The organism is uncultured Litoreibacter sp., from assembly GCF_947501785.1.
Lineage (GTDB): Bacteria > Pseudomonadota > Alphaproteobacteria > Rhodobacterales > Rhodobacteraceae > Litoreibacter.
In genome coordinates, this window is the sequence record NZ_CANMXB010000001.1 from 40,905 (window position 1) to 67,692 (window position 26,788).

At 58.5% G+C, this 26,788-nt stretch carries 26 protein-coding genes and 1 tRNA gene; 15 read left to right on the forward strand and 12 right to left on the reverse strand.

The genetic code is table 11. The annotated features are described in order from the left end of the window. Positions 1-141: 141 nt before the first annotated feature. Positions 142-2,277 carry a Hint domain-containing protein gene (locus Q0899_RS00230; protein ID WP_299190630.1) on the forward strand — a complete coding sequence of 712 codons (2,136 nt, stop codon included), beginning with the start codon at positions 142-144 and terminating at the stop codon, positions 2,275-2,277. 165 nt (positions 2,278-2,442) lie between these two features. Here Q0899_RS00230 and Q0899_RS00235 read toward each other — a convergent pair whose 3' ends face one another. The 4 genes from Q0899_RS00235 to Q0899_RS00250 form a co-directional block, all read right to left on the reverse strand. After that, entirely contained in the window at positions 2,443-4,371 is a 1,929-nt protein-coding gene (locus tag Q0899_RS00235) for an ABC transporter permease (RefSeq protein WP_298292884.1), read from the reverse strand. After that, complete coding sequence (locus Q0899_RS00240) at positions 4,364-5,161, reverse strand: ABC transporter ATP-binding protein (RefSeq protein WP_298292883.1); 798 nt, start codon at positions 5,159-5,161, stop codon at positions 4,364-4,366. The genes Q0899_RS00235 and Q0899_RS00240 overlap by 8 nt, the downstream gene beginning before the upstream one ends. A gap of 153 nt (positions 5,162-5,314) precedes the next feature. Then, a complete protein-coding gene (locus tag Q0899_RS00245; RefSeq protein WP_299190633.1) occupies positions 5,315-6,277 on the reverse strand; it encodes an ABC transporter substrate-binding protein in 963 nt (320 codons plus the stop codon). Between the two features lie 175 nt (positions 6,278-6,452). Continuing rightward, complete coding sequence (locus Q0899_RS00250; protein ID WP_299190635.1) at positions 6,453-7,226, reverse strand: IclR family transcriptional regulator; 774 nt, start codon at positions 7,224-7,226, stop codon at positions 6,453-6,455. A gap of 248 nt (positions 7,227-7,474) precedes the next feature. On the opposite strand from Q0899_RS00250, the gene Q0899_RS00255 reads away from it, so the two are divergent. From Q0899_RS00255 to Q0899_RS00265, 3 genes are all read left to right on the forward strand, one after another. Then, positions 7,475-8,776, forward strand: coding sequence for an FAD-binding oxidoreductase (locus Q0899_RS00255; RefSeq protein ID WP_298292877.1), 1,302 nt, complete (start codon positions 7,475-7,477; stop codon positions 8,774-8,776). Positions 8,777-8,804: 28 nt separating this feature from the next. After that, positions 8,805-9,164, forward strand: a complete 360-nt coding sequence (locus tag Q0899_RS00260; RefSeq protein WP_298359305.1) for a cupin domain-containing protein — start codon at positions 8,805-8,807, stop codon at positions 9,162-9,164. A 75-nt stretch (positions 9,165-9,239) separates the two neighbouring features. After that, positions 9,240-10,256: a sterol desaturase family protein gene (locus tag Q0899_RS00265; protein WP_299190638.1), complete on the forward strand. Its 1,017-nt coding sequence runs from the start codon at positions 9,240-9,242 to the stop codon at positions 10,254-10,256. Positions 10,257-10,578: 322 nt separating this feature from the next. Here the strand turns inward: Q0899_RS00265 and Q0899_RS00270 are convergent. From Q0899_RS00270 to Q0899_RS00295, 6 genes are all read right to left on the reverse strand, one after another. Further along, positions 10,579-10,653 (reverse strand) — tRNA-Gly (locus Q0899_RS00270). Between the two features lie 94 nt (positions 10,654-10,747). Further along, complete coding sequence (locus Q0899_RS00275) at positions 10,748-11,050, reverse strand: hypothetical protein (RefSeq protein ID WP_298292871.1); 303 nt, start codon at positions 11,048-11,050, stop codon at positions 10,748-10,750. After that, complete coding sequence (locus tag Q0899_RS00280; protein ID WP_299190640.1) at positions 11,047-12,093, reverse strand: endonuclease/exonuclease/phosphatase family protein; 1,047 nt, start codon at positions 12,091-12,093, stop codon at positions 11,047-11,049. Before Q0899_RS00280 ends, Q0899_RS00275 begins: the two co-directional genes overlap by 4 nt. After that, entirely contained in the window at positions 12,090-12,770 is a 681-nt protein-coding gene (locus Q0899_RS00285; protein WP_298359295.1) for a molecular chaperone DjiA, read from the reverse strand. The genes Q0899_RS00280 and Q0899_RS00285 overlap by 4 nt, the downstream gene beginning before the upstream one ends. 31 nt (positions 12,771-12,801) lie before the next feature. Then, positions 12,802-13,281, reverse strand: coding sequence for a GNAT family N-acetyltransferase (locus tag Q0899_RS00290; protein ID WP_299190642.1), 480 nt, complete (start codon positions 13,279-13,281; stop codon positions 12,802-12,804). Next, positions 13,278-13,916, reverse strand: coding sequence for a VOC family protein (locus Q0899_RS00295; RefSeq protein ID WP_299190644.1), 639 nt, complete (start codon positions 13,914-13,916; stop codon positions 13,278-13,280). Before Q0899_RS00295 ends, Q0899_RS00290 begins: the two co-directional genes overlap by 4 nt. A gap of 46 nt (positions 13,917-13,962) precedes the next feature. On the opposite strand from Q0899_RS00295, the gene Q0899_RS00300 reads away from it, so the two are divergent. The 5 genes from Q0899_RS00300 to Q0899_RS00320 are packed head-to-tail and all read left to right on the forward strand — an operon-like array spanning position 13,963 to position 18,577. Further along, positions 13,963-14,523 (forward strand): 5-formyltetrahydrofolate cyclo-ligase, encoded by a 561-nt coding sequence (locus Q0899_RS00300; protein ID WP_299190646.1) that lies wholly within the window; start codon positions 13,963-13,965, stop codon positions 14,521-14,523. A 47-nt stretch (positions 14,524-14,570) separates the two neighbouring features. Continuing rightward, entirely contained in the window at positions 14,571-15,386 is an 816-nt protein-coding gene (locus Q0899_RS00305; protein ID WP_299190648.1) for a TIGR00282 family metallophosphoesterase, read from the forward strand. A gap of 9 nt (positions 15,387-15,395) precedes the next feature. After that, the gene (locus tag Q0899_RS00310; protein ID WP_299190650.1) at positions 15,396-16,313 is read left to right on the forward strand and encodes a DMT family transporter; all 918 of its coding nucleotides are present in this window, start codon (positions 15,396-15,398) and stop codon (positions 16,311-16,313) included. A 25-nt stretch (positions 16,314-16,338) separates the two neighbouring features. Beyond that, entirely contained in the window at positions 16,339-18,117 is a 1,779-nt protein-coding gene (locus Q0899_RS00315; protein WP_299190652.1) for an SLC13 family permease, read from the forward strand. A gap of 10 nt (positions 18,118-18,127) precedes the next feature. Further along, complete coding sequence (locus Q0899_RS00320; RefSeq protein WP_298292853.1) at positions 18,128-18,577, forward strand: hypothetical protein; 450 nt, start codon at positions 18,128-18,130, stop codon at positions 18,575-18,577. A gap of 13 nt (positions 18,578-18,590) precedes the next feature. Here Q0899_RS00320 and Q0899_RS00325 read toward each other — a convergent pair whose 3' ends face one another. Together Q0899_RS00325 and Q0899_RS00330 are read right to left on the reverse strand one after the other, a co-directional pair. Next, positions 18,591-20,372, reverse strand: coding sequence for an SLC13 family permease (locus tag Q0899_RS00325; protein ID WP_299190654.1), 1,782 nt, complete (start codon positions 20,370-20,372; stop codon positions 18,591-18,593). A 194-nt stretch (positions 20,373-20,566) separates the two neighbouring features. Continuing rightward, the gene (locus Q0899_RS00330) at positions 20,567-21,451 is read right to left on the reverse strand and encodes a hypothetical protein (RefSeq protein ID WP_299190657.1); all 885 of its coding nucleotides are present in this window, start codon (positions 21,449-21,451) and stop codon (positions 20,567-20,569) included. 194 nt (positions 21,452-21,645) lie between these two features. Between Q0899_RS00330 and Q0899_RS00335 the strand changes: the two genes are divergently transcribed. The 6 genes from Q0899_RS00335 to Q0899_RS00360 are packed head-to-tail and all read left to right on the forward strand — an operon-like array spanning position 21,646 to position 26,786. Beyond that, a complete protein-coding gene (locus Q0899_RS00335) occupies positions 21,646-22,389 on the forward strand; it encodes a YebC/PmpR family DNA-binding transcriptional regulator (protein ID WP_298292847.1) in 744 nt (247 codons plus the stop codon). 54 nt (positions 22,390-22,443) lie between these two features. Next, a complete protein-coding gene (locus tag Q0899_RS00340; RefSeq protein ID WP_299190659.1) occupies positions 22,444-23,052 on the forward strand; it encodes a LysE/ArgO family amino acid transporter in 609 nt (202 codons plus the stop codon). 47 nt (positions 23,053-23,099) lie between these two features. Continuing rightward, entirely contained in the window at positions 23,100-24,002 is a 903-nt protein-coding gene (locus Q0899_RS00345) for a DMT family transporter (RefSeq protein WP_298292843.1), read from the forward strand. A 58-nt stretch (positions 24,003-24,060) separates the two neighbouring features. Next, a complete protein-coding gene (betI, locus tag Q0899_RS00350) occupies positions 24,061-24,636 on the forward strand; it encodes a transcriptional regulator BetI (RefSeq protein WP_299190661.1) in 576 nt (191 codons plus the stop codon). After that, positions 24,633-26,141 carry a choline-sulfatase gene (betC, locus tag Q0899_RS00355; protein WP_299190663.1) on the forward strand — a complete coding sequence of 503 codons (1,509 nt, stop codon included), beginning with the start codon at positions 24,633-24,635 and terminating at the stop codon, positions 26,139-26,141. Before betI ends, betC begins: the two co-directional genes overlap by 4 nt. Next, complete coding sequence (locus tag Q0899_RS00360; RefSeq protein ID WP_298292836.1) at positions 26,142-26,786, forward strand: glutathione S-transferase family protein; 645 nt, start codon at positions 26,142-26,144, stop codon at positions 26,784-26,786. It abuts the gene before it with no gap. The last annotated feature ends 2 nt before the right edge of the window (positions 26,787-26,788 follow it).

Sequence of the window (26,788 nt, forward strand, 5' to 3'; positions counted from 1 at the left end):
CTTGGCCACTTTTTTGACACAATTTTCCCCTCTCCAGCCACGATTGAATCCAAGGAAGGCCATATTCGACACCTAGTTGCGGGTAAGGAAAACCTGACCTCTGCAAAATGCGTCAGGGCGAGATGAGAGAAGACCGAGCAGATGCCCACCTTTAACGTAGAAATCTACGAATTTGACCCGCTGGGAACGTTCTCTCAGACAACGGGCGGCCAAATTACGTACGGCGGCCCTGCGACGGCAAACGGATCTGCGGCAATAACAGACAACCAAGTTGGCGTTGACGGCTTGGTTCTCGATGACGCCGCAAGCGAAAACGCGACGGCGACAGTTACCATTGGCGGCAACACAACTACCGGCAACGAGGTTTATGCCGAGGAATCCTGGACGCTGATCGACACCGTCACGGGCAAGGAATTCCAGGTCGTGACCATTCGCGTGAATGATGGCACGAACACCGGATATTACACGCTGTCGGAAATTCCTCTGGTCCCAGGCCGGGTTTACGAGACCGTATCGTTTGACACTGAGCCAGATGTCAGTGCGGGTGACGAAAGCTTTTCATACGCCGACTACGCGGCTGCGTCTGACGGGATTGTCAGCGGGACGGACGGCGACGATGTCATTGACGGCTCATACACGGGGGACACCAGCAATGATGTCGTAGATGGCGGCGACGCGCCTGGCGCGACACCTCCGCAAGCATCCGAATTCAATTGGTCGGACTACACCGATGAGCAGGATCTGCGCGGCGGGGTCACGCAGAACACAGGCGGGATCAATGTCGAGGTCACATATACGGATGTCCAAACCAACGAGAACTTTTCCGCCGAACTGAGCGGCGGTACCGAAGGCATCTTTGTGGGGGCAGGGGAGCCGTTCAGCAGCAACTCTGCGGGCTATATCCTCGCCAATGGCAGCGCTGACGACACGACCGTCGAATTTGAGTTCTCTGCGGCCGCGGGCTCAGGGCTCAACGATGAAGTTGAAAACGTCCGGTTCCGCATTAGCGATATCGATGGGCTCGATGACGGCACCAACAACTTTCAAGATATCGTCACCGTGCGTGCCTTTGATGCAGAGGGCAACGAAATCACGGTCAACATTACAGGTGGGAGCAACCACACTGTAACCGGCAACACTATTACGGCCGGCCTATCGAACGGGTCGCCCACCGACGCAAGTGGGTCGGCGCTGATCGAAATACCAGGACCTGTGGCGCGCATTGAAGTCGTCTATGACAATGGCGGAACGACACAGCAGGCCATCTATTTCTCCGACCTGCATTTTGACGCCATTACGCCCGGCGGCGATGAAGATGTCATCGAGGCAGGCGGAGGCAATGACACCGTTTTTGCGGGTAATGGGGACGACACCGTTGATGGCGGCAGCGGAAATGACACAATTGACGGCGGCGCTGGTGATGATTTCATCGATGGCGGGACCGGCGATGACGCCATCACGCTGGGGCAAAGCGACACCGCCGTCGGCGGCGACGGCGACGATACGTTCACAATTGACCCGACGCAGCTAAACGGCGGCACCATCACGGTCACCGGCGGTGAGGGCGATGAAACTGCTGGCGATACGTTGGACTTTAACGGCCAACTGGTCTTGGGCTCCATTGTCTATTCAAACACCGATGATGCCGCGGGCGGGCTTTCGGGCACTGCAACGTTGTTGGACGGCACAACAGTCAATTTCTCCGAGATTGAAACGATAATCTGTTTCGTCGATGGTTGCCTCATCGATACCCCGCATGGTCAACGTCCGGTGGAGGACCTGCGATCCGGCGACTTGGTCCTGACTCGCGACAATGGCCCGCAAGCCATAAGGTGGACAGGGTCGCGCACAGTATTGACCAACAAAGCCACGGCGCCAATTGAGTTCGCCGCGGGAGCCATCGGCAATACATCGCGTCTGATGGTGTCGCCACAACACCGTATGTTGCAGACTGGCTACCAGTCGGAACTGTATTTCGGATCACCTGAGGTCCTGGTTGCCGCGCGCCACCTTGTGAACGGTAAGGACGTTGTTCAGCGTCCGACTGGGTTGGTGACATACCATCACTTTATGTTTGATTCCCACGAGATTGTCCGGGCTAACGGAGCCGAGAGTGAAAGCTACCACCCGGGCGCATATAGCCTGCCGGGCCTGCACGAGCGGTCCCGCGAGGAGTTATTCGCTATTTTCCCGGATTTGCGGGCCAATCCCATTTCATACGGGCAAGTCGCCCGACCGTTTATCAAAGGCCACCAAGCGTCCATTTTGGCAGCCTGAAAACGATCACTTTTGGGGTTTTGTCAAAACACCCATCCTGCCCAGAGCAATACAGTTAAGACTTATCCCGTTAGTCGACACTACGAGGGTGGGCTGCCGATCTCCGATACAAGATAGGCAGCCCCTCCCGCATAACAGTCGCGAACAGCCAGGGAGCGGCTTGGTTTACCCCATGCCGCGCCAAGGGATCGTTTTCTGAATGACCCACCGCATGATCAGATCAAAAATCAGACCCAAAACACCCATAATCAGGATCGTGACCCAGATAAGTTCATAGTCGGACACTGTCCGTGCGATGTTCTCGATGAAGCCGATGCCTGTCGTACCGGCAAGCATCTCAGCGGCGACAAGGGTGCCCCAGCAGACACCAACCGCAATGCGGATGCCCGTCAGAATTTCTGGCAAAGCGTTCGGGAAAATAACCGTCCACATGATCTGCCGATCCGTCGCCCCCAAAGAGTGCGACGCGCGGATCTTGGACAGTTGAACGCCAGACGCGCCTGTCCGAGCGGAGATCACCATGATGGCAAAAGCAACCATGAAGAGCAGGAAGATCTTACCGTCATCCTGAATGCCAAAGATCGTCAGGATCAGCGGCGCCCAGGCAAGGGGCGGTACGGGTCGGTAGAGCTCGATCAGCGGGTCGAAGAACGATTTGAAGAACTTCGAGACGCCCATAAACAACCCAAGCGGCACACCGATTAGAATGCCCAATCCAAGCGCAACAAGAACCCGGAATAACGAGTCCCAGATATGCCCGTCCAGCATTGGGAAATGCCCGAGGTTCACGTCACCTGTGGCGAAAGCCAGCAGCTTGTCTTTGAAGTTCGGTTCAATCGAGCCGTCAGAGCCATGTCGCGCGTATTCACCCGGCCAGGCATCTGCAATCCAATCTGGTGTGAAGAATGCGACGATGTCCGCCACGGCAACCCAGTCCCACCACAGAAGCGGGAAGCCACGGTAGCCGCCGCCATTCTCCAGGTCAGGGTTGGCCAGGCGACCAAAGGTTGCAACCACGTCTGTCGGTTTGGGCAGCCACCGTGCAGACCCTTGTTCCGTGCATTGCGTGGCCGACTTCACGATGCCCGGCCCCGGGAAGAACAGCGCATCAGCGATGCGAAGACCGCCCTGAGCTGAAACTGCCGAAGCGTCGAGATTGCTGACGGCCAGATTGACCTCTTCCAACGCCGCGGCAGGGAAGATAAGGCCATCGTCGAGGCGACGGAAGATACGTTCGACCGCTTTGACATAGGCCTCGCGTGCCCCGGCAACGGGCTCGTCAAAACTGCCGGCCTCGTTGACCTCCTTCAGCGCATCAATGCGGGCCTTGGTATCGGCGATCAGCGCATCATTGGCGGAGTTGTTGTTTCTGATCTTGTTGAAGTCGCCCGCGATCTCAGCCGCCTGAAGGGAGGCGTTTTCAAACAGTACACCACGTTCTGTAATCGGCAGGATCGGAATTTCGGTGAACGTGGTCCCCCATTTCGGCTGCGCCAGTGCTTCCGCCGTAGGGGCCATTTTCACGGGGCCCGCGTCGAGGAAGTCGCCCAGCGCGTCAATCCGCGATGCGATTGTCGTCAGTTCGACCTTCGCCTCTTCTGACATGCGCGCTGGATCGGATGAGTTCGCGATTAGTGCTTTCGTCTGACCGATCAATTCGCCCAGTTCGACCTTTTCCGCATCGGTGAATGGCGTCGTGGCGAGCTGTGCTTCAAGAATATCGAGCTGATCTGAATTCCGTCCGGCAAGGAGCGTTGATTTGTAGTAGCGCGACCCAATAGGCAGGGATGCCTTGATTGGACCGACGGATTCTTCCAGCTTGGCGATCTGACACATATCGTTCGCTGCGTCCGGGAAGTAGGCGCGGCCCACGCCCCAAGAGAAGTAGAACCAAACCAAAAACAGCGAGCAAACGCCGCAAACGGCCCAGAACCACCCACCTTTGGTGCGTACCGGATCGCCAAAAACCTCGTCATTTTCCGTCTGTCGGGATTGTTTGCGCCCGTACCAGATGGACCAAATAAATCCCACCAGCAGGATGGGAATAATGTAGGCGGCAAAGAGCGCGCGGTTATCTGACAACCAATCAAGCACGGCCCATGATCTCCTCTTCCATGTTCCAGATCATCGTCAGGATCTCTTCGCGGACCTCGATGAAATAGGGATCATGCTTAATCTCCCGTAGAGACTCTTTGAGACCGCGTTCGGCGAATGGGAGGCGGTATTCCTTGTGTACCCGGCCTGGGCGTGGAGCCATCACGAACAAACGTTCGCCAAGCAGCAGCGCCTCTTCCACCGAGTGGGTGATGATCATGATCGTTTTGCCGGTCTCTTTCCAAATCTCCAGAACCAGTGACTGCATCTTTTCGCGGGTCAGCGCGTCCAGCGCGCCTAGCGGTTCATCCATCAAGATGACATCGGGTTCATTGATCAGGCAGCGGGCCAATGCCACGCGCTGCTGCATCCCGCCCGACAGCTGATAGGTTGGCGTGTCGCCGAAGCCCTGCAAACCCACAATATCGAGCCACTTCTCAACCAGTTTTTCGTTTTCGGCTTTGTCGTTGCCGCGCATGCGCAGGCCGTAATCCACGTTGCTCGACACCGATAGCCATTCGAACAAGGCGCCCTGTTGGAAGACCATGCCACGCTCCACGCCAGGACCTTCGATCACTTTGTCGCCTATCTTCGCCTGTCCCCCGGTCGGCGGCACGAAACCGGCAATCGCGTTCAGCAAGGTGGTCTTACCACATCCCGATGGTCCTAGAACGGACAGCAATTCGCCCTTTTTCAGGTTAAAGTTGATGTCCTTTAGCGCCTCGACCTTCCCACCCGTTTGCGGGTTGGTGAATGTCATGCTGAGGTCTTCACAGATGAGATCTGCCATGGCTTGCTTCGCTTCTCTAATTTGACAGTTGCCGATGACGTGTTGGCGCGCTCGGGTAAAAGTGACGTCTCGTTATGCTAGCCGACAAAAACGCGGATCAACAAGCTTGAAGGGGCCGTTTCCAGCCCCTTCAAATCGCACGTTATTTGACGATTACTCTAGGAAAGAGCTGTCGATTGTTTTGGCGACATCCGTGGTAGAGTCGGAGAACACCAGCCCAAGAGACGCCGCAGCAGAAGCCGCATCGCCGTTTTCGTTGAAGAAGTTGTTCTTCTGGTCTTCAACGGTTGGGATCACGAAGCCACCGATTGTGGTTTTCGTATCTTCGACATTCATGCCGGACGCTTCCGCTACCATCTGCACCTGCTCATCAGAGCCGGTCCATGCTTCGTTTGCTTCTTTGGTTGCATCCATGAAAGCCTGAACAAGCTCTGGGTTCTCAGTTGCGAATTTCTCGGTCACTGTGATGACGTCGAACGAACCGATGTTGGCCGCACGTTTTTCATCTGACGACATGATGGCCGTGCCAACTTCGCCAGCAGATTTCGTGTCAACGCCACCAAAGACGCATGCCATGTCCACAGCGCCATCAGCCAGCGACTTCGCACCATCCGGCGGAGCCTGGTCAACAACAGTCATCGTGGAGATGTCGACGTTGTAATGCGCCATGTATTTGCGGAACGCGTAGTCGGCCATTGTGTTCAATGGAACAGCAACCGTCTTGCCTTCCAGCTCGGATGCGTTGGAGCCATCGATGCCCAGCTCGTTGCGCACAAAGCAATCATTGGCTTCGTAAACCACGGCGATGCCGATCATTTTCAGCGGCGCGCCTTGCTGAATGGCGGTCACGAATGGTGCCAGGCCCTGGCTGTAGGAGATGTCGATGTCGCCAGCCAACATGGCTTCGGTCATCGCGGTGCCGGTTGTAAAGTCGGTCCAGTTCACATCCACACCCATGGCGTCCGAATATGCGCCGGATGTTTTTGCCATCAGGTTTGGCGTTGGCCACTGAAGAAAGAATGCGACATTCACATCTTCTGCGTAGCTGATTCCCGGTGCCATGACCGTCATTGCTGTTGCGGCAGCAAGTGCCGCCTTTTTAATATTGGATATCATTGAGTTCCTCCCATTTGAACTTCGTAGAGCCTCTTTTGCGCAGAGCGCCTTTAAACAAGACTCATTTACGATGCGCACACCATTACAGGCAAAACAAGCGCCCGCAAGTTTTTCCTCCATTGCAAAATGGCTGTTTCGCAATGCAAAACTCGCAGTCAAAACCGCCTTGCCGCCTTCAGTGCATAGGCTCGCTCGGCTTCACACCGCCAATCAGGTCGGTCACCCGATCCGCTGACTGCATCAGCTCACCGCTCCAACCAATGAGGTCCTTGATGCTGTGCTGTGGGTAGACCGACCAGATATTGAGCACCGCGATTGCCTCACCAACATAGTTGAAGATTGGCGCCGAGATTCCGAGGAAATGCTCATATTCCTCCCGGTCATTCGTGGCGAAGCCTTGGTCGCGAACCCGAGATAGACAGGACAGAAAATCCGCCGCATTGGTGATAGTGCGGGGCGTGAATTGCGTGAACTCATGGTCGCTCAGTTTGGACAACGCGACTTTTTCGGGAAGAAAGGCGAGCAGCGCTTTCCCTGACGCCGAGCAATGAACAGGCTCGCGCATACCCGGGCGCTGCACGCCGCCAAGCGAATGAGGCGCTTCCAGAATTCTGAGATAGACCACCTCAAGACCGCTGGGGATGCCCAAGGTGACATTTGCTCCAAAACGATCAAGAAGGCTGACCATCTCGTCCAGCGCAATCGCCTGGATGTCGAAGCCGCTATAGGCGTTCTTGACCAGATCAAAGACGCGCGGGCCCAAAAAGTAGGCTTTGCTCTGAGGATCAAAGCGCACCATATTCTCTTCGATACATATCGCCAGCAGCCGGTGAACAGTGCTTTTGTTCAGCGCACATTTCGTGACAATCTCAGAGAATGTCAGAGGTTTCTGCGCTTCGCTGATGACCGTGAGAACGACCAGCACCTTCTGGACAATTGAACTTTGCATCAAAGCGATCCCAGCGTTGTTGATTAATGCAGCGGCACCGCGGGTTAGGCCAAGAGAGCCGCGAAAGATCGTGCCGCCAAGCGAAACTCGATTTTCGTATCACAGAACAACTTGGTGAGCCAGCGATGCCTTGTGGCGCGCGATCTCGCGCCGCCGAGCAATTGGATTGACCGTTGACGGCATGACTTTTGAGTCATAGTTTTTAATGGCGAAATGCTAGTTTTACAATGCAAAACTTTTGAGGCAACTTGATCAATTCACCCGTCAAAGAAGAAATTCACTGGACCGTCACGGCTGAGGCCGCGCCCGAATGCCAGCAGCTCGACAGCTCAATTGACGTGGATGTCCTCGTTGTCGGGGCCGGGCTAACGGGCTGCCGAACGGCTCTTGGCCTCGCGGAGGCCGGCGTTTCGGTCGCGCTGGTTGATAGCCAAGAGATCGGTTGGGGGTCGTCAGGACGCAGTGGCGGGCAATGTAACCCGATCTGGCGCCAGACACCTCAAAAGCTGATCGACATGCTTGGCGAAACGCACGGCGCAAGGCTGATCCAGACAACACTAACGGCCGCGGACGATCTGTTCGGCGACATCGAAAGGTTCGGGGTGCAGTGTGATGCGGTCCAGAACGGTTGGATCCAAGCCGCACATACCAAGAAGGCCCGCACAAATTTGCGCGCGCTTGGCAGCAGCTGGGCCGCCGCTGGCCTTGATATTCAGGAGATTGAAGGCGACGCGGTGCTTGATGCCAGTGGATCGCCTGCCTATGCCTTCGCGCTGCGCCACGCCGCTGGTGGTCATGTGCAGCCGCTCTCATTAACGCGAGGCTACGCCCGGGCCGCGATTGAGCGCGGTGCACATGCGTTTCAGCGGACGCCAATCACAAATCTCGAACGGATCGACGGCAAGTGGAAAGCATCTTCAACGAATGGGCAGATCACTGCGGAAAACGTCGTACTGACCACCAACGGCTACAGCAAAGGTGCCTGGCCTGACCTGGAAAAGACATTTCATGGGCTGTTCAGTGTCGCGCTTGCAACGCAGCCCCTTACAGAGGCGCAGCAGGCCGAAATTTTGCCCGGGAAAGTGACGATCTCGGATTCGCGCCTTGCGATTTACTTTGCCCGCTATGACCGCGACGGCCGACTAATCTTCGGCTGTGTCGGCAGCAGCGAACGGGTCGATCACTTGGGGGGGTTCCACCGCGTCAAACGCGGGTTGAAAACGGTATTCCCCCAGATCGCGGACATCCCGGTTGAACGAAAATGGGCCGGGCGCATTGCCGTGACGCCTGAAATGATGCCTCACATTCACGAACCTGCGCCGGGGATTACCGCAGGTATTGGGTTTAGTGGGCGTGGGATTGCGATGACCTCGGTCATGGGGCGTGCGCTATCCGCCAAGCTGTTGGGCACGCAAGCGGACGATTTGCCTTTCCCAATCCAGCCGGTCACGCCGATCCCGTTCCATGGGATTACAAGCCACCTGATCCCGTTCGCGGCCCCAGCCATGACCCTGCGCGACCGGTTCGAAACACTGACAGACGGAATTTGAGCGTACCGTCCAAGCGCGAGGAGAGACGATGACAACACTGACGAAATTCGCCGACGGCACCCCACCTGCCATACGCCAAGACACCAGCGCCAACACCATATCGGGCAGCCATGAACATACGGTTTGGGTCCATTTCAAAGGCGCGAATGACGCATTCCGTGCGGGCGTTTGGGAAAGCACCGCAGGCGTTTTCCGCGGGCCGCAGAACGATCAAATCGAATATTGCTACATTCTCGAGGGGGAGGCGAATATCAGAACCAGCGATGATCAGGAATTCACAGTGAAGGCGGGCGACGGATTTGTCATGGATAACGGGCTGCAGCCGATCTGGACCGTCGACAAATACATCAAGAAACAATGGGTGATCGTTTCGGTCGACCCGAATTGATGGACAATCCGGGCATGGTCGCCGTGCTGCGGCTGATCACGCTGATGCGTTAGACTATCAAGAGTGGAGCACATCATGTCCAAGACAGACGCCGCGACACCAGAAATTGAACCGGCAGGTAAATCGCGAGAGTGGAATTTTCATCCTGCGCTGCCGATATCCATGTCGCCGGTCTTTGATCTGCCACCGAAACCAAAAGCCGCGCTCAACTGGCTGCTCGGCACGTGGACAAAGCTGACGCCGCCTGTCAGTCACCTGACCTTCGCTCTGGTGGCGTTCTTCCTTTTCTGGCCATCAACGGAGGCCATGAAGGTCCTGTCATGGGGCTGGCCACTGCAAATCTTCGTAATAAACTTTGCGGCCACCGTGATCTTGGCGGGCGCTTTGCACTATTACCTGTTCATCCTGCGGGGGCAGGAAATGCAGTTGAAGTTCGACGCACGCCCGATGGAGAAAAGCCGCCGTTTCACATTTGGCAATCAGGTTTGGGACAACATGTTCTGGTCGTTGGTCTCTGGTGTGCCGATCTGGTCGGCCTGGATGATCCTCTATTTCTGGGTGGCAGCAAATGGCTGGGTCTGGTCGCTGGACAGCGTCCGCGCGTCGCCGGTCTGGTTTGTCCTGTTCTTCTTCGTGATCCGTTTTTGGCAGTCTTTCCACTTTTACTGGATCCACCGGCTGATCCACATCCCCTGGCTGTTCAAAAACGTGCACCACCTGCACCATCGCAATGTGAACGTAGGCCCGTGGTCTGGCCTCGCGATGCACCCGGCGGAACATGTGCTCTACTATTCCGGCATCTTGATCCATTTCGTGCTGCCGTCACATCCGATCCATCTGATCTTCCATATGTTCGCGTTGAACCTCGGGGCTATCTATTCGCATTCCGGCTTTGCCAAACTGCTCGTCCGAAACAAGGAGGCGATGAAGGCTGGGTCCTTCCATCACCAGCTGCACCACCGTTATTTCGAATGCAACTACGGCTCGGAAGAGATCCCTCTTGATCGTTGGTTTGGCAGTTTCCACGACGGCACGCGCGCCGCCACAGACCGTATTCGCGCCCGTAAGAAACGCATGTACGCCAGCAAGTAGGTATGGGTGAAGCGTTGAAGAACATCTACACGTATGGTGGCCAAGCCGCGCAGCGGCTTATGACAGTTGGCTGTCTGATGGCCAACAAGGTTGCTGGTAGGCGCTTGACCCAAGTCATCGACCCAAGCAGTGCCCCGTTTGCCTGCGGCACGGGCGAAGTGAAAGCCTTGATATGCGTGTCCATGAGTGCCTTTCCTCGTCCTTCTGCCCCACAATCGGAGACACTGCGGGCTGAAAAGGGATAGGGAAAGGGGCACAATAACCATCTCGCCTTATAAATAAGGCAGGATGTGTCGATAGGGATGTCGATGTGAGTACCAATTGGAGCGGGCGATGAGATTCGAACTCACGACCCTAACCTTGGCAAGGTTATGCTCTACCCCTGAGCTACGCCCGCATCCGTTGGTGAGGCGTGAGATATAAAGTCTGCCCGCGTCCTGCAAGAGCTAATTGCGTAATTCTTGCAATTTTCCGACGCTGCGTCGCAGCCCCTAAATGTCGATTGCGTCATCCGCGCCTTCATCCGGGATGTCAGCGGGCTGTTTGCGGCGAATGATGATGTCGCCATTCGGTAGGACTTCTGGCGGGTGATAAGCGTTGAGGCCCTTTAGTTGGTCGGCAAGGTCCTCCATCAGGGGGGCCATGTCGTCGGTGAAACCCTCCAACAACTTCCGCATTCCTTCCGCCAATTCGTCCAGCCCTTCAATAACGGGCGCGTCTTGATCGGGCGCGTTTTCGGCTACCGCAGCAAGCGGAATTGCAGAGACTGCGATGATGAGCAGCAGGACCTTCATGTGTTCAAGATAGGGGCAGGGAGCACAATATCCAAGGTCACGGGGAAATGGTCGGATGCGGTCAGCAGCGCGTCGCGCAATTCCACGTCTCCCCAGCATGCCGGATCGTCAAAAGGGTGCCAGATGTGCCAATTTGGCTTGGTGTCGGCCAAGGCAGGGGACACCATAATGTAGTCCAGAAGCGCGTTCAGGTAACGTTTTTCGCGTCGAACATAGAAACGGGAGGTCGCCATTTGCGCGCCAATCCGTTGGGCGAGCGCGGCATGAGCATGGGGATCAAACATGCGGGTTTCTGGTTCTTTGCCGACCCCCAGAACGATCTCGACGCTAGAGCGGCCAAACAGCTCTTCATATTCGTCCAGGCCCGGGCCATCGTTGAAATCACCCATCACGATCAAATCTTCACCTGCATTTAGGTGCTGCTCCACCCGTTCGCGCAGCCAAATGCACTGTGCCAGCTGCTTGCGGCGGTTGGCGATCGACAGGCGCATGACGGCAGCCGGGTTGCGCGCGCCGTGCGGTGCCTTTGATTTCAAATGCGCGCCAATCAGGCGAAGGTGTTGGTTGTCCTTCGTCACCAGCGCCACTTCCAATGGGGGCTTTGAAAATTTGATGTGATCTTCGCGGTCATCAACGTCGAGATCGATGTGAAAGACGCCGTCAAATCGGGGCGCTTCGCCTTTGCCGCCGGTCGCCGGCCCCTTTGGATCATGCGTGACGTTGATCACATCTGGATCATAGAGCAACGCTATTTCCTGCTGCGTGTCATTGGTAAACCCGATGAGGCAGTTTCGTGCCCGAAGGCCAAACCGATCTGCGAAATGTTCCAGCGCTGTGCAGCCATCCCGCTTAGGGCTGGTATCGGGAGCTTCAACAACCATGACAGCATCCGCATCCAACGCTTGAAAGACGGCCCCCAAAGCTGCTGTTTGCTGCTGTTTTGTCACGTCACGACGGCTGGACCAGCTGTCATCATCAATGAGCGTTCCGTCATCCGCAAAGAGCGTGGAGAACCACTCCACATTGTAGGTGGCTATTCTCACGCGGCCTTCTCCGAAATCTCTTCCCAGGCGCGGTTGATCTGGACCAGCCGCTTCTCGGCCATCTTTCTGGCTTCCTCGGGCACGCCGCGCGCCATCATCCGGTCGGGGTGAGTTTCGCGCACAAGTTCGCGCCAGAGCGCGCGGACATCTTTCAATGACATGTCCGGGGTGGCGCCTAAGATGAAGTAGGGGTCGTGGTCAGCATCAGGGACATACCGCGCCCGAAGGGTCCGAAATTCGGCGTCTGTCATTCCAAATATGCGGGCCACCACTGACAGGAACTGGTCTTCTGCATCGTGGTAATTGTCATCTGCGACCGCGATGTGGAACAGCCCCTCCATCAGATCAAAGAGGGTGTCGTGGCGGTCATCAAACATGGCCGCAATCTTGCGGGCATAGCTGTCGAACCCTGCCACGTCCTGACGCGCCAGGTTGAATACGCGTGCGGCATTATCTTCGTCTTCGGGCGGGATCGTAAACACTTCGCGGAAGGCGGACACCTCGCCGCGTGTAACCAGCCCGTCCGCCTTCGCCATTTTTGCCCCCAGGGCTATGACTGCGATGGTGAAGGCGACCGTCTTTTCCGGTTCCGCCCGCAACTTGTCGAATACCGCAGTCAGCCCTTCGCCATTGGCGAGGGCGGCGATCGCGTCTGCAATGCGTTGCCAAATCGACATGGCGCCACGCTACCCGATGCGTTTGGGAATGTCAGAGGGTTTTCTGCATGAGCACAAGATCAATGCTGCGGTTGAATTTTTGTCCAATCGCGGGCAGATGGCCGACCCTTTCATATCCGTGTTTTGCGTGAAACTTGAGCCCCGCGTCGTTCTCAATGGAAACGCCGGCTACCATGTTGCGGACGCCCATCGACTTTGCGGATTTCTCAATATTCTCCAGCAGCTTGCTGCCAATTCCTGCGACACGCACATCTGGATGAAGGCAAATGGAATGTTCTTTTACCGCCTCATAGCCAATCCCTTTGCGAAATGGCCCAAAGCTGGCGTAGCCAACAACGGCATTGTCCAGTTCTGCAACAAAATACGCGTCTGCCTGGGCGATGCCATTGGCCACCTCCGCTTCGGTCGTTTCGACGCTGTTGAAGGTGATGGTGGTGTCGCGGATAATTTGGTTCAATATGGCCGCAATGGCACAAGCGTCGCGCGGCTCGGCCGGTCGTATGACACTCATTCCAACCGAATCTCGCCATTTGGCCCGTCATAGATTGCGACGAGCTTTGCGTCTTCATCCGGCATGAATTGCGCGGTGTCGCGCGGCATGAACGGCCCCAGTAGTTCCGCCATCTCGACGGCCTGTGGGTGATGTATTGTCAGCCTGGACAGTCTCAACCCGCAGTCAGGTAGGATGGCGCTGGGGTGTTGGCCTGCGTCCCATTGGATGATTGCCGGTCCTAGCCCGTCCCACGGCAAAATACCCGTCTTTGGCACTGCCATCCGCCACTTCAGGTCGCCGCGCTGCAACGCAAGAGGCTCACCAAAGCCGCCGGGCAAATTGGCGAGTACCCCTTCGATGTCGTCGGTCTGCAAAATCCAATTGGTCAACCGCGGCGTGCCTGAAAAGTTGTCAATGTTGAACCAACGTGGCCGGTTGGGACCCTTGGCGTCGGGGTTGATCGCCAGCACCTCAAGATAGATGTCTCCCGTCGAGGCCAGGCGGTTATGGGTCCCCATGTCGGGGTGTTCCCCTTGGACTTCAAGCGAAATGCCAAGCCGCTGCTCAATGGCAGTAGCGCCTGCATCAAGCGCTTCGCAAGAAACGGCGAGGTGATCGAGTTTCAACAAGGACATATCCCACATTAGGCGCATCGAAGCCCTCTTGCCAAGCGTCGCCCTTCAGCTCAAAACGGCCCGCATGACAGCGATGACTGAACTCAAAGCGCAGGCCCGAAAGGCCGCGTTCCAAAGACGCAAGCTGGCCCGCAATTCTGAAGCGGATGCGCAGGCGACGGCGCAGTTGTTGAAGGTGTTGATGCCCTTGAAAGGTGCGCCATTGACGGGCTACATGCCGATCCGCACCGAAGTTGACCCCATCCCTGCCATGGCGGCGCTTGCGTCCTTTGGGCCGGTTGGCGTGCCCGTCATACAAGGCAAAGGGCAGGCGCTGAAATTCCGCGAATGGTCACCTGGTTGCGAGATGAAGGACGGCCCCTTTGGTGCGAAAGTCCCTGCAAAAGGCGTCTGGGTGACGCCCCAGGTCCTGATCGTTCCGCTGGTTGCCTTCACTCCGCAAGCAATGCGGCTGGGTTACGGCGGCGGGTTTTATGACCGCACATTGGAAAGTCTGCGCGCAAATGGGTCGGTTACGGCGATTGGCTACGCCTATAGCGCTCAAATGGCGGATCAATTGCCCTTGGAAGCGACAGACCAGCCATTGGATATGATCGTGACCGAGCAGGGCGTGATAATCCCCTGAGGCGCAGCCCCATTGCACAGCCCCGCACGGAGGCGTAGCAACGCAGCATGAAGCTTTTATTTCTTGGCGATGTTATGGGGCGGTCTGGCCGCGCTGGCGTGATCACGCATCTGGCCCGTTTGCGCGAAGAGTGGGCGCTCGATTTTGTCGTCGTCAACGGCGAGAACGCCACGAACGGGGCAGGGCTGTCACCCGCTCATGCCAAAGAGCTGTTGGACGCCGGCGCAGATGTGCTGACCCTTGGCGATCATGCGTTTGATCAAAAGGACATGCTAAGTTTCATCAACCAGGAGCCGCGCATCATCCGCCCGCTGAATTTCGCCAAGGGCGCGCCGGGCGCTGGTGCGCGCGTGTTCGAGGCGACCCGAGGGCGCAAAGTGCTGGTGACCCAGGTGCTGGGCCAAGTGTTCATGAAGCGCGCGTTCGAGGACCCGTTTGGTTTGATAGAGCAGGCCTTGAAGACCCACCCGTTGGGCGGTGTGGTGCACGCCGCGTTGGTCGATGTGCATTGCGAGGCGACATCCGAGAAGATGGCCATGGGGCACTGGTGCGACGGCAAGGCATCCTTGGTGGTCGGCACCCATACTCACGTGCCGACCGCGGATGCCATGGTCCTGCCGGGTGGAACCGCGTTTTTGTCTGATGCAGGGATGTGCGGCGATTACCACTCGGTCATCGGGATGGAGAAGGCCGAACCGATGCGTCGGTTTGTGACCGGCATGGTAAAAGGTCGCTTTGTGCCCGCGGGCGAAGAGGCCACGTTGAGCGGTGCATATGTCGAAACCGACGATCGCACGGGCAAAGCGACGCGCATCGTTCCGGTGCGGCAGGGTGGGCGGCTCGCATCCTCCGGGCCGGAATAGGCCCCTAGAATGAGGGACAAGCTGTTTCTCATGGCCTTCTTGCTGGTCTTAGGGGCGGCATGGGGCGTCACGCAGCCGCTGACCAAAATCGCCGTCAGCGAGGACTACCGCCAGTTCGGGCTGATTTTCTGGCAGGTTTCCATTTCGACCGTAATTCTTGGCGTGATCTGCGCCGTCCGTAAGACCGCTTTGCCATTAGGTGTGCGTCATATCTGGGCTTACGTGGTAATTGCCCTGATCGGGACAGTGCTGCCAAACGGCGCTTCATACCAGGCGATGGTTCATTTGCCTGCAGGGATTGTGTCGATCCTGTTGTCCCTTATCCCAATGATAGCGTTTCCGATGGCCTTGGCGCTTGGAAATGAACATTTCAGGCTGCGCCGCCTGATCGGACTGACGTTGGGTCTGATCGCGGTATTGCTGATCACGTTGCCCGAGGCCAGCTTGCCGGAACGTGCCATGTTGGCTGTAATTCCTTTGGCTTTGGTCGCCCCATGCCTCTATGCGTTCGAAGGCAACTACGTGGCGCGCTGGGGCACCGCCGGTCTGGACCCGTTTCAAGTGATGTTCGGGGCGTCCATTGTGGGCGTGTTTGTCACGCTGCCGCTGGCCATTTGGAAAGGACAGTTTCTTGTCCTGCAAATTCCGATGGGTGCGCCTGATGTGGCCATCTTGGTGTCATCCGTTGTCCACGCGCTCACTTATACAGGCTACGTTTGGCTTATAGGCCGTGCTGGTGCGGTGTTCGCTGTGCAGGTCAGCTATCCGGTGACGGCGTTCGGGCTGCTTTGGTCGATGCTGTTATTGGGGGAACGCTACTCGGTTTGGGTCTGGGCCGCTTTTGTGGTGATGATTGTCGGTCTGACGTTGGTGCAGCCTCGCCCACGACTGCTGGACAGCGCCCCCACGCTGCGCGACACTGCATAACATAAGCTACTGAAAAGGCCCTGATATGGACCTGATTGCCCTTCCACAAACCACCCAATCCATCGTGGCGCTCTGCGTAGTGGTGGGCATGTTCGTACTGTTCATGCGCGAGGCCTACCCGACGGAAGTGGTCGCCATTGGCGGTGTTGCAGTTTTGCTGGTAACCGGGGTTCTGCCCTATGACGCGGCTTTGTCCGTGTTGTCGAACCCCGCGCCGTGGACCATTGCCGCGATGTTTATCGTAATGGGGGCTCTGGTGCGTACTGGGGCTCTGGACTGGTTCACGCAAATTGCCGACCGGAAGGCCGCAACGAACCCGGTCATGGCGATAGCCGCGCTGATGGGCTTCGTGGTGATTTCATCCGCGATCGTGTCCAACACGCCGGTGGTCGTGGTGATGATCCCCGTTTTCGTGCAATTGGCCAAGACCATGGGGCTATCGGCGTCGAAATTGCTGATCCCGCTCAGCTATGGGGCGATCCTTGGGGGCACTCTGACGTTAATCGGGACGTCAACCAACCTTCTGGTGGATGGGGTGGCGCGGGCCAACGGGATGGAACCTTTCACCATTTTCGAAGTCACGCCGCTTGGAATTGTTCTGGTGATCTGGGGCATGATCTACTTGCGTTTCATTGGCCCCCGCCTTCTGCCGGATCGTTCCAGCATGGCGTCGCTGCTGTCTGACCGCTCCAAGAAGAAGTTCTTTTCGGAGGCCGCTATCCCGCCGGAAAGCAACCTGATCGGGCGGGAGGTGCAGGATGTGCAGCTGTTCAAGCGTGATGGGGTGCGCCTGATCGACGTGGTGCGCGGCGACACTTCGCTGCGCCGCAATCTCAAAGGGGTGGCCCTGCAGGTGGGCGACCGTGTGATCTTGCGCACAGAGATGACCGAACTTTTGTCATTACAGGCCAACAAGCAGTTGAAACGCGTGGACCAACTGTCAGCCGTGGAGACATCAACTGTCGAGGTCCTCATCACGCCAGGTGCGCGAATGATCGGGCGCACGTTGGGATCAATGCGGCTGCGTCGTCGCTTTGGGGTCTACACGCTGGCGCTGCATCGCCGCGACCAGAATATCGGCCAGCAGCTTGACGATATGGAGGTCCGCGTCGGTGATACGCTGCTGCTTGAGGGCGCGCCGGAAGATATTGCCCGGCTTGCGTCCGAGATGGGGCTTGTTGACGTCGCGCATCCTACCGCGCGGGCTTTCCGGCGCGGGCATGCCCCCATCGCAATCGTGGCGCTGTTGGGCTTGGTGGGGCTTGCAGGCCTTGGCGTTGCCCCGATTTTCTTGCTGGCCATCCTTGCCGTTGCTGTCGTGTTCTTCACCAAATGTATCGACGCGGAGGAGGCTTTCTCCTTCGTTGACGGGCGCTTGCTGACTTTGATCTTCGCGATGCTGGCAGTCGGCACGGCGTTGCAAGCCTCTGGCGCGGTTGCGTTAATCGTGGAAACGCTCGCCCCCTATATGATGAATTTCCCACCGTTCTTTATCATCTGGGGCATCTACCTGCTGACATCGGTTTTGACCGAACTTGTGTCCAACAACGCGGTCGCAGTGGTCGTCACCCCAATCGCCATCGGGCTTGCGTCAGCCATGGGCATTGACGCCCGGCCCCTTGTCGTCGCCGTCATGGTTGCCGCGTCCGCCAGTTTTGCCACCCCAATCGGGTATCAAACCAACATGCTGGTCTATGGGCCAGGGGGCTACAAATTCACTGACTTTATGAAGGTGGGCATTCCGCTTAATCTCAGCATTGGTATATTGGCCAGCGCGGTCATCCCGTTTATCTGGCCGCTATGAGGAAGCTTGCATGAAGACGTTGCCCGTTGTGTCGCTCTGCCTGGCCATGGTTGCACTGCAAGGCTGTGACTGGTTCTTGGACCGTGCGCTGAACCGACCCAGCACCGAGATCACGCTGCCGCCCCCTCCGCCAGATCGCTTGGCGCGTCCGGCGTTCGTGGTTGTTGACGGGGACCGCATCATTGTCGAGATGGATGACCAATCCCAGTGTTTGGGCAATGCCGGAGGCAGCTTTGCCGCAGCCGGGTGGACCGGACTTTTGACGGAATGTCCCTATCCCTACACTTACGCCGTGGCATTGGCAGCTGGCACGCCCGGTCGACAGATACCGCTGAACGAGGTGACAGGCCCCGTTTTGCCGCTGGATGAGGGGGAGGTGCCTTTCCGCCCCATCGCAAGCGTCAGCATCACCGACACCAATGGGCAAAGCTATCGCTTTGAATCTGCTGAGGGATTTTGATGGGTGGCCGTCGTTAGAGTGGCCAGAAAAGCAGGATCGCCGGGATAGAGACCGCGACCACCAGGATTTCCAGCGGCAGCCCCATGCGCCAATAATCGCCAAAGCTGTACCCGCCCGGCCCAAGGATCAATGTGTTGTTCTTATGGCCGATGGGCGTCAGAAACGCGCAGGACGCGGCAACGGCGACCGCCATCAGGAACGGGTCAGGGTTAACCCCAAGGGACTGGGCCATCTGGATGCCAATGGGCGCGGCCACGATGGCTGTGGCCGTGTTGTTCAGAACGTCAGACAGGCTCATCGTGACGACCATCAGGATCGTCAAAATGGCCCATGCGGGCATCCCTTCGGTGAGCGAGACCAATGACCCGGCAATCAGCTCTGTTCCGCCGGATTGCTCCAGGGCTTGTCCCAGCGGGATCATGGACCCCAAAAGAACGACCACGGGCCAGCTGATGTGGTCATAGATCTCCGAGATTGGAATAATTTTGGCCAAAACAAAGGCCACCACCACCAGCCCCAGGGCCACTGGAAGATAAATCAGTCCAAAAGAGGCGGCGGCCACGGCGGCGGCGAAGAAGCCTATGGCGAGCCATACTTTTTTGTCTTCGGTGACCACCAACCCGCGGTCGGCCAACGGCAGACAACCCAGCCACTCAGCAACGTCACTGGCATTCTCCGGGGCAACCAACAGCAACAGGATATCGCCTGCGTGAACCTCGGTCTTGCGAACATGGGCCTTAATCGGTTTGCCCTCGCGGGAGATGCCCATCAGCACCGCTTGTTGGCGCCATGTCAGGCCAATCGCCTGCGCGGTTTTGCCGTTGATGCGCGATTGATCCGTGACCACAACCTCGATCACGCTGAGCCCGTCGCTTTCCGCGCGAACGATGTTTTCCCGTTTATCATCAGCGAATTGCAGGGACAGGGCCGACCGGAATTCATCGAGCGCGTCCGGGGTGGCTTCCAACACCAAGGCGTCGCCTGCGTTGAGTTTTCGGTTCTGGCCGGAGCCGTAGCGGCGTTGGCCGTCTTGGATCAGGCCCAAAATGGCGACGTCGGCTTTTTCTGCGTCCTCGTTGAGCTCGCGCAGGCGTTTGCCGATGAGTTTGGATCCCTCGGGCACAACCAGCTCGGCGATGTACTCGGCGTAGTCATCCATCGGGTCGCCGGAGGTGCTGGCATCGGCTTTCTGCGGGATCAGGCGCCAGCCAATGAGCGCAACAAAGATCAGCCCGGCAATGGCTGTCACGCCACCCACAGGGGCGAAGTCGAACATGCGAAACGGCTCGCCCAGATTGTCCTGGCGGATGGAGGCGATGATGATGTTCGGGGGCGTGCCGATCAAGGTCACCATGCCGCCCAGAATGGTGGCAAAGCTCAGCGGCATCAGCGACAAAGACGGTGCGCGCCCCGCTTTGCGGGCAGTCTGAATATCAACCGGCATCAAAAGCGCCAAGGCCGCTACGTTGTTCATAAAAGCCGACAAAATGCCGCCAACTGCCCCCATCAGGGTGATATGCGCGCCAAGGCTGCGGGCGGAATCAACCAGCGTGCGGGTGATCAGAAACACAGCCCCCGAGCGCACCAAACCGGCGGAAACAACCAGCACCAAAGCGACCACCAAAGTGGCCGAATGACCGAAGCCCGCGAAGGCGTCCTTGGTCTCCACCACGCCCAGAACGACGCCCAGCATGAGGGCAGTGAAGGCCACAAGATCGTAACGCCAGCGGCCCCAGAGCAGGAAGATGAAGACGCCGCCAAAGAGCGAAAAGAGGATGATTTGATCAGTTGTCATGGGGCGGACTCTGCCCTGCATTGCAGATGGACGAAAGGGGGATTTTCTGCGCGGTTTTGCCATCAAAGCGGATGAAAGATGAACGGCTCTGATGCCGGTCAGGCGCTGTCTATTTTGCGTAGAGAAAGCATATAGACAACGTATCAACGTTTCATCTTGACCCGCGCGCAGGTCAAAGCGTTAACGCGGCCCGATCAGGAAGGCGTTTTCGTCGGAAATATCTTGCCCATTTCGCGATCAAAGGTGGCCCAGCTGATACTGGCGGAATTTCCGGCGTAGCCATCGTAATAGGACTTGCCGGTCGAGGTCGGCAGTCCCGCCCAGATTTTGGCCAGGTTTTTCATGAAGGTCTCGCGGGTGATTTCGCCCCGCTGGAGCCGGTTCAGTCCCGCCTCTGCCAGCAAGATGTCGGCCAGTTGGTCCTGAATGGCGGGGGAGAAGCGCGTGCCCAATGGCAACTCAAGCCGTTTGACCAACCGGCGCAACGTGGCGGGGATGAACTGATAGCGCCCGATGGCATGTGGCTGGCCCGGTGTGTTGTCGATCCAGGTGTAGATTTCAAACAGCGTCATGCGGGTCGGCAGTCGGGCCGGTTTGACCTTGGCGCGATGTTGGACGGCGTCATAACCGTCATGCCGGGACTCGGCGGTTTCAATTAGTTGGCGCAGCCGGTCGATCTGGCTGGAGTTGGCAGCAAGCTTTGGTCCGCGACTGCGGGCGGGGATATGTGCGGCAATGTCGTCGCTGGCGCGCCCGGCGCCCGCTTTGCTGCGCCGCGCGGCACGCAACGACGATTGGCTGATCGGCCGGAACATGCCTTTGTCCGGGGCCTTGCGAAACAGACTGGCAACGGTACGTGACGTCTCGCCAATGATGGGTGGCGGGGTCGGGGCCAGTGTGGCCGTCATAGTCGCAGGCGCAGAGGCGCGATGCATGATCAGGCCGCCCTTGGTCTGGGCCGGCGCTGCCACAAACAGCGAGCCATTTGCCACACTGGGGGTCACGCTTGGCGGAATGTGCAGCAAAATCGCGAAGCACAGGAAGGCCACCCAGCCAATTCGGGTGTTTTGATGTGCCATGGGGACCCCATTCTAAGGACATGTAACGCGCGCCAAGCTGGTGGCAGGAAGTTGACAATCCGTTGCGCGATCCAACCAAAGCAGTTTCAATTGTCTCTATCCTTCGGATTGGACTTGTCGGGATTGCGGGCGGCGCGCGGCCCCGCTAAGAGGAAGCACTCGCATATCGACCACCAAAGACAGGGGAGAGACCCATGGCAGGCCACTCAAAATGGGCAAACATCCAGCACCGCAAAGGCCGTCAAGACAAGCTGCGTTCGAAACTCTTTTCCAAGCTCGCCAAGGAGATCACCGTGGCCGCCAAAATGGGCGACCCTGATCCCGAGAAGAACCCGCGCCTGCGGCTGGCGGTCAAGGAAGCGAAAAGCCAATCCGTCCCCAAGGACGTGATTGAGCGCGCGATCAAGAAATCCCAAGGCGGCGACGCCGAGAATTACGACGAAATCCGCTACGAGGGTTACGGGCCCGGTGGTGTGGCCGTGATCGTGGAGACGATGACCGACAACAAGAACCGCACCGCGTCGACCGTGCGGTCGACTTTTACCAAGAATGGCGGAAATCTGGGCGAGACCGGGTCCGTGGGCTTCATGTTCGATCGCAAGGGACAGGTGATGTACCCGGCTGATGTGGGTGACGCGGACACGGTGATGATGGCGGCGATTGAGGCGGGGGCCGAGGATTGCGAAAGCACCGAGGATGGCCATGTGATCATCTGCGCGGATACCGATCTGAACACCGTGTCTACGGCGTTGGAGGCCGAACTGGGAGAATCTGAGTCCACCAAGCTGATCTGGCAGCCGACGACGACGACCGAGCTGGACCTGGAAGGCATGCAGAAGCTGATGAAGCTTATGGACGCGCTGGAAGACGATGACGACATCCAGACGGTTACGGCCAATTTCGAAGCCTCTGATGAGGTCATGGCCCAGCTTGAATGAGCCTAGCATTCTCATTTTGATGTTGGATTTGCATATTTTTGCCAAGATGAAACTATGAGCTTTGGCGCCGCGGTTGCGGGTTTCACGCTTGGGTTTTCGCTGATCCTGGCGATTGGCTCGCAAAACGCGTTTGTGTTGCGGCAGGGGTTGCGGCGCTCCCATGTGTTTGCGGTGTGTTTGACCTGCGCCGTATCGGACGCGTTGCTAATCACCGCAGGCGTCGGCGGCTTTGGACAGCTGAGCGAAGTGGCCCCGTGGTTTGGGGCCGCGATGCGCTACGGCGGGGCTGCATTCCTATTCGTGTATGGCTTGATCTCCTTTCGCTCCTCTTGGCGGGGGTCTGATGGCATGAGCGCCGAAGGGCAGGGCGCAGGCAGCCTGCGGGCCGCGTTGCTGACCTGCCTGGCGCTGACCTGGTTGAACCCGCATGTCTATCTGGACACGGTTGTGCTGCTGGGCTCGATCTCGGCGCAATATCCGGGCGCGCGGCTGGAATTTGGGCTGGGCGCGGTTGTGTCCTCCTTTGTGTTCTTCTTTTCGCTGGGGTTCGGGGCGCGGTTGCTGGCACCGATATTTGCGCGGCCCCGCGCGTGGCAGGTGCTTGATTTTGGCGTCGGGCTGACGATGTGGGTCATCGCGTTGGGCCTGATTTTCGGACATTGAACGCGATTGCGCTTGCGGCGGGGGTGGTCTCGCTGTCTGGTTGAGTCATGTCGCCACGCCCACATAACCCCGTTCTCGGCGTCTTCTGGATGTTGGTCACCGGCGCGTTGTTTTTGGCGGTGACTGCAGTGGTGAAATATGTGGGCGACGGGCTGCCCGCCGCCGAAGCTGCTTTCCTGCGCTACCTGCTGGGGCTGGTGTTCCTGATCCCGATGATCCCCGCCATGCGGGCGGCCAAGCTGACGCCGCGCATCTGGAAGATATCAGCGTTTCGGGGCGTGGTGCATTCGCTGGGGGTGATGTTGTGGTTCTATTCGATGACCCAGATCTCCATCGCGGAGGTGACGGCGATGAACTACCTCAATCCGGTTTACGTCACCATCGCCGCTGCGCTGTTTTTGGGGGAGAAGCTGGCGTTCCGGCGGATCCTGGCGGTTGTGGCCGCCTTGGCGGGGGCGATGATCATTTTGCGGCCGGGCTTCAGGGAGCTGAATTCTGGGCATTTCGCGATGCTGTTCACCGCCGTGTTGTTTGCGGGGTCTTACCTGAGCGCCAAGCTGATGGCGGACGAGGTGTCCCCGGCGGTGGTGGTGTTCTTGCTGTCGGTGACGGTGACGATTGGTTTGGCACCGATGGCGGCTGTTGTGTGGGTGACGCCGACCGTGGCGCAGCTGGGGTGGATGTTCTTGCTGGCGGCGCTGGCCACGGGGGGGCATTACACGATGACGCTGGCCTTCGCGTCGGCGCCGTTGACGGTGACCCAGCCGGTGACGTTCTTGCAGCTGGTCTGGGCGGTGCTGCTGGGCTGGCTCGCCTTTGGCGAGGCGGTGGACATTTGGGTGGTGCTGGGCGGCGTGCTGATTATTGGGGCGGTGACGTTCATTACGTGGCGCGAACATGTCCTGAAGCGGCAGGCGATCACGCCCGCGCCACCTGCGACGAAGGTGTAGCTTTGTTAATTGACTCGTCAGTCAATAAAAAATAACGTCCCCCGCCAAGGGGGATGCAATGCCAAAAGTTGGAATGGAGCCAATCCGCCGCAAGGCGTTGGTTGAGGCCACGATCGCCGAGATTTCCGCTGCGGGGTCGCTTGATGTGACGGTCAGCGCCATTTCGCGTCGGGCGGGGGTGTCCTCGGGGCTGGCGCATCATTATTTTGGCGGCAAAGAGCAGATTTTTCAGGCGGCGATGCGCCACATCCTGCGTGTTTTCGGAGCTGAGGTGGCGCAGCGGCTGGCGGATGCCCCGACGCCGCGCGGGCGTCTGGAAGCGGTGATCCGGGCCAGCTTCTGGGACACGGCGTTTAAACCCGCCTCGGTCAGCGCATGGCTGAACCTCTATGTGCGGGCCCATAGCAACGCGGAGGCGCTGCGGCTGTTGCGGGTCTACCAATCGCGGCTGCGCTCGAACCTGCTGCATGACCTGCGCCCTCTTTGCGGTGCGCGGGCGGACGACATTGCCTGCGGGATCGGCGCGCTGATTGACGGGCTCTACATTCGCGCGGCCCTTGGCGGCGCGCAGGAGACGGCGCATGCCGCCGACATCGTACTCTCATATCTAAACGCGGAGCTAAAACGCCAATGAGCAAACCCAACATCCTGATCCTCATGGTCGACCAGTTGAACGGGACCTTGTTCCCCGACGGCCCGGCGGAGTGGCTGCATGCACCGAACCTGAAGAAACTGGCGGCGCGGTCGACGCGGTTCCGCAACAGCTACACCGCCTCACCGCTTTGCGCGCCGGGGCGGGCGTCGTTCATGTCGGGGCAATTGCCGTCGCGGACGGGGTGTTACGACAATGCCGCCGAATTTTCATCGGCCATCCCGACCTATGCGCATCACCTGCGCCGCGCAGGGTATCAGACCTGCCTCAGTGGCAAGATGCATTTTGTGGGGCCGGACCAGCTGCACGGGTTTGAGGAGCGGCTGACAACCGACATTTACCCCGCCGACTTCGGCTGGACGCCGGATTACCGCAAACCCGGCGAGCGGATTGACTGGTGGTATCACAATATGGGCTCGGTGACCGGATCAGGCGTGGCCGAGATCACCAACCAGATGGAATATGATGACGAGGTGGCCTACCACGCGACCCGCAAGCTGTATGACCTGTCCCGTGGGGCTGACGCGCGGCCGTGGTGTTTGACCGTGAGCTTTACCCATCCGCATGACCCTTATGTGGCGCGGAAGAAGTATTGGGACCTGTATGAGGATTGCGACCACCTTTTGCCGGAGGTTGCAGCCATTCCTTATGAAGAGCAGGACGCGCATTCCAAGCGCATTCTGGACGCCAATGACCGGGACAATTTCAATATCTCGGAAGAGGATGTGAAGCGGTCGCGGCGGGCGTATTTTGCCAATATCAGCTACCTCGATGACAAGGTTGGGGGGATTTTGCAGACGCTTGAGGACACGCGGCAGGAGGCCACGATCCTGTTTGTCTCTGACCATGGCGACATGCTGGGGGAGCGGGGCCTTTGGTTCAAGATGAGCTTCTATGAGGGATCATCGCGGGTACCGATGATGATTTCCGCACCTGACATGGCGCCCGGTCTGGTGGAGACGCCGGTGTCCAACATCGACGTCTGCCCGACCTTGTGTGATCTGGCGGGGGTGGACATGTCGGAGGTGATGGACTGGACAGACGGTGAGAGCCTTGTGCCCTTGGGGCAGGGCGGGACACGCGACACGCCGGTGGCGATGGAATACGCGGCGGAGGCGAGTTATGCGCCGCTGGTCTCGCTGCGCTATGGCAAGTGGAAGTTCAACCGCTGCGCGCTGGACCCCGACCAGCTGTTTGACATGGAGGCCGACCCCCATGAGCTGGTGAACCTGGCGCAGGATGCGGCGCATGCGGGCACGTATAACTCGCTATCGGCCAAGGCCGATGCGCGGTGGGATTTGGATGCGTTTGACGCAGGCGTCCGGCATAGCCAAGCCGGGCGCTGGGTGGTTTATGAGGCGCTGCGCGAGGGAGGCTATTATCCATGGGACTACCAGCCGCTGCAAAAAGCGTCCGAGCGCTATATGCGCAACCACATGGACCTGAACGTGCTGGAAGAGAGCAAGCGGTTCCCGAGAGGTGAGTGAATGCTGACGCTTTATGGGCGTGCCACGTCGTCGAACGTACAGGCGGTGCTGTGGGCGTTGGCGGAGCTTGGGCTGGAGCACACCCGCATCGATTGCGGGGAGAGCTTTGGCGGGCTGGATACGCCAGAGTTTCTGGCGCTGAACCCGCATGGGCGCATCCCGGTTTTGGTGGATGGGGACGGCCTTGCGATCTTCGAGTCTGGGGCGATCCTGCGCTACCTCGGTGCGGTCTATGGGGACGGGGTAATTTGGCCGCAGGACCCTGTGGCGCGGGCGGCGGTCGACACATGGGCGGAATGGGCGAAGGTTGAGGTCGCAAACCGCTTTACGGGCCCGATTTTCTGGCGGGTCGTGCGCACGCCGGCGGCGCGCTGGGACCGGCCAGCGATCCGCGATGCCGTGGACCGGTTCGAGCATGAGCTGGCCGCAGCAGATCGGCAGCTGCGCGATCACGCGTTCCTTGCGGGTGATGCCCTCACCCTTGCGGATATTCCCTTCGGCCATGTGCTCTACCGTTACTTTGACATCGAGATTGAGCGGCGTGAGTTTGGCGCGTTGCGGGGCTATTACGACCGGCTGTGTGGGCGTGAGGCGTATCGGAAGAGCGTCATCGTGTCTTACGAGATGCTGCGCGACACGATCTGAAT